We start from the raw sequence: 3,383 nt of genomic DNA, 5'->3' as shown, positions 1-3,383 counted from the left end.
TGCGGCAGGCGCAGGCCCGCCAGTTGGCCAGCCAGCAGGCGCGCATCGCGGCCGTGTCGGCGCATTTGCGCGCCCTCGATCCGCAGCACACACTGGCGCGCGGCTATGCCATCGTGCGCGACGAACATGGCAACATTCTGCGCGACGCGGCGCCGCTGGCGCCCGGGCAGGAACTGGGCTTGACCTTCGCTGAGGGCGGCGCGCGAGTGCAGGTGCTGGGCAAGCAGTAGGAGGGGGGCGTGCGCCGGGCCGCACGCAGGCGTGGTAACCCCGCGCCGGAACAGGGTTAAGGCTGTGTCCCGTCCAAGAGCCGATACAATGGTCGGCGCTTGATCGTGCATTCAACAGAGAAGGAACCCACAATGGCACATACTCTTCCCCCCCTGCCTTACGCGCTGGACGCACTGGCGCCGCACATCTCCAAAGAAACGCTCGAGTTTCACTACGGCAAGCACCACCAGACCTACGTCACCAACCTGAACAACTTGATTCCGGGCACGGAATTCGAGAACGCCTCGCTCGAGGATATCGTCAAGAAGTCGTCGGGCGGCGTGTTCAACAACGCGGCCCAGATCTGGAACCACACGTTCTACTGGAACAGCCTGGCTCCCAACGCCGGCGGCGCGCCCAGCGGCAAGCTGGCCGATGCCATCAATGCCAAGTGGGGCGGTTTCGACGCCTTCAAGGAAGCCTTCAACAAATCGGCCGCCGGCAATTTCGGTTCGGGCTGGACCTGGCTGGTGAAGAAGGCCGACGGCTCGGTGGACATCGTCAACACCAGCAATGCCGCCACGCCGCTTACCACCGAAGACAAGCCGCTGCTGACCTGTGATGTGTGGGAACACGCCTACTACATCGACTACCGCAACGCGCGCCCCAAGTACCTGGAGAACTTCTGGGCACTGGTCAACTGGGACTTCGCCGCCAAGAACTTCGCCTGAGCGGTTTTTCGCCCCGCGTCGGCGCCCGGCCCCCAGGCCGGGCGTTTTCATTCCAGCGCCAGGTGCCGCGCGGCACCGCCTGGTGGTAAGTTTGCCGCTACCGTCTCCACCTTTTCCCGCCCGATATGCCATTGCACAGCCGCCTGACCTCCCAATCGCGCTTGTTGGTACGCCGCAAAGTGAGGCAGATGGGGCGCTTGTCGCGGAAAAGCCTGCAACTGGGCCTGCTTCTTGGCGGCGCGGCGCTGGTGTCGCTGGTGTCGCTGGGGTTCGCCTGGCTGGCCGACGTGGCGCTGGACTGGAATCGCGAGTGGACCGCAAGCCACGGGTGGCTGGCCCTGGTGGTCATTCCGCTGGCCTTCGCCGGCTTGCGGTGGCTGACGCTGCGCTTGGCGCCCAACGCCGCCGGCAGCGGCATTCCGCAGGTCATCGGAGCCCTGACGCTGCCCCCGGGCGCGGCCCAGACCCGGCTGGTATCGCTGCGGCAAACGATCTGGAAAATTCCGCTGACCTTCCTGGGCCTGGCGGCCGGGGCCTCGGCCGGGCGCGAAGGCCCGTCGGTGCAGGTGGGGGCCGCGGTGATGCTGGCCTGGGGCCGCTTCTGGCGCCGCATCGGGGTGCCGCTGCGAGGCTTCCACGCCAATGAGCTGATTGCCGCCGGCGCTGCCGGCGGTCTGGCGGCGGCTTTCAACGCCCCCCTGGCCGGCGTGATTTTCGCCATCGAGGAGCTGGGCCGCGGCACGGTATTGCGCTGGCAGCGGCTGGTGCTGATCGGCGTGCTGGCGTCCGGCTTCCTGGTGGTGGCGCTGGTGGGCAATAACCCGTACTTCGGCACGTTCGCGGGCGCCGCGCTGGAGCATCACATGGCAATGTGGGTGCTGGTATGCGGCCTGGTGAACGGCGTCCTGGGGGGCGTGTTCGGACGGCTGCTGGGCAAAGGGGTGTCGGGCGTGGCGCCGGCCGCGTGGCGGGGCTGGGTCCGCCAGCATCCCATCCTGATTGCCGCGGCCATGGGCCTGGCGCTGGCCTGCCTGGGGCTGCTGACCAACAACACGGTGTACGGAACGGGCTATTCGGTGGCGGGCGGCCTGCTGTCCGGAGACTCGGAAGGCCCCGCGGCCTTTGGCCTGGCCAAGTTGAGCGCCACGGTGGTGTCGTACTGGGCCGGCATTCCGGGCGGGATTTTCACGCCCGCGCTTACCACCGGCGCCGGCATCGGCCAGCATCTATGGGAATTCACCGGAGGCGAGGTCGACCGCCGTGTGCTGGTGCTGATTTCCATGGCGGCTTTCCTGGCCGCGGCCACGCAGTCGCCCCTGGCGGCCAGCGTGGTCGTGATGGAAATGACCGGCAGCCAGCCCATGCTGTTCTGGCTGCTGGTGGGCGCCTTGTCGGCCTCGTTGGTGGCCCGCCAGTTCTGCCCGCAACCGTTCTACCATTTTGCTGCCGGGCGCTACCGCCGCCAGGCGCAGGTGGAAACCGGCAGGGCAGCGCAGGGCAGTTCGTAGGGCCTGGCCGCCCGCAGCGTCCGGCATGTGGACATACGCCTCGGGCGCGGGCCCCGTCGGGCTGGGGCTGGCGTAACATCAGAGGATTCGTCTTCTCAACTTCCAACTTTTCGAGCCTTCATCCATGACTGTGCATGCCTTTATTTGCGATGCCATCCGCACCCCTTTCGGCCGCTATGGCGGCGCCCTGGCACCGGTGCGCGCCGACGATCTGGCCGCCGTGCCGATCAAGGCCCTGATGGCGCGCAATCCTGGCGTGCACTGGGATGAACTGGTCGATGTCATCCTGGGCTGCGCCAACCAGGCCGGCGAAGACAACCGCAACGTGGCGCGCATGGCGTCGCTGTTGGCCGGCCTGCCGATCGAGGTGCCGGGCGCCACCCTGAATCGCCTGTGCGGTTCGGGCCTGGACGCGGTGGGTACTGCCGCCCGCGCCATCCGCGCCGGCGAGGCCGGCCTGATGCTGGCCGGCGGTGTCGAAAGCATGAGCCGCGCCCCGTTCGTCATGGGCAAGGCCGACAGCGCGTTTTCGCGCAACGCCGCCATCTACGACACCACCATAGGCTGGCGCTTTGTCAACAAGCTCATGAAGGCGCAGTACGGCGTGGATTCCATGCCCGAAACGGCCGAGAACGTGGCCGACGACTTCAAGATCAACCGCGACGACCAGGACAAGTTCGCACTGGCCAGCCAGGAAAAGACGGCCCGCGCGCAGCAGGAAGGGTTCTTCGATGCCGAGATTGCGCCGGTGTCCATTGCCCAGAAAAAGGGCGACCCGGTCGTGGTGTCCAAGGACGAGCATCCGCGCCAGACCAGCCTGGAGGCTCTTGGCCGCCTGAAAGGCGTGGTGCGTGAGGGGGGCACGGTCACCGCCGGCAACGCCTCGGGCGTGAACGACGGCGCCGCGGCGCTGTTGCTGGCCGACGAACGTGGC

General features: G+C 67.5%; 4 protein-coding genes. All 4 read left to right on the top strand.

Annotated elements, in window-relative coordinates:
* On the top strand, nucleotides 1-230 hold a 230-nt coding region (locus LPZ50_RS23275; RefSeq protein ID WP_329957697.1), incomplete at its 5' end, for an exodeoxyribonuclease VII large subunit.
* A 132-nt stretch (nucleotides 231-362) separates the two neighbouring features.
* A complete protein-coding gene (gene sodB, locus LPZ50_RS23270) occupies nucleotides 363-941 on the top strand; it encodes a superoxide dismutase (RefSeq protein WP_230665233.1) in 579 nt (192 codons plus the stop codon).
* A 188-nt stretch (nucleotides 942-1,129) separates the two neighbouring features.
* A complete protein-coding gene (locus LPZ50_RS23265) occupies nucleotides 1,130-2,449 on the top strand; it encodes a chloride channel protein (protein ID WP_230665232.1) in 1,320 nt (439 codons plus the stop codon).
* 124 nt (nucleotides 2,450-2,573) lie between these two features.
* Nucleotides 2,574-3,383: acetyl-CoA C-acyltransferase (locus LPZ50_RS23260; protein ID WP_230665231.1), on the top strand; the 810-nt coding region annotated here is incomplete at its 3' end.

The organism is Bordetella petrii, assembly GCF_020991325.1.
GTDB classification, from domain to species: domain Bacteria; phylum Pseudomonadota; class Gammaproteobacteria; order Burkholderiales; family Burkholderiaceae_B; genus Bordetella_A; species Bordetella_A petrii_E.
The sequence above is the reverse complement of the archived record's forward strand: the minus strand, read 5'-3'. Positions and strand labels throughout refer to the sequence as shown.

What these genes read in the sequence shown, in the direction of transcription:
- LPZ50_RS23265 (WP_230665232.1), top strand. Translation starts at nt 1,130, where the DNA reads ATGGGGCGCTTGTCGCGGAAAAGCCTGCAACTGGGCCTGCTTCTTGGC.
- sodB (WP_230665233.1), top strand. Translation starts at nt 363, where the DNA reads ATGGCACATACTCTTCCCCCCCTGCCTTACGCGCTGGACGCACTGGCG.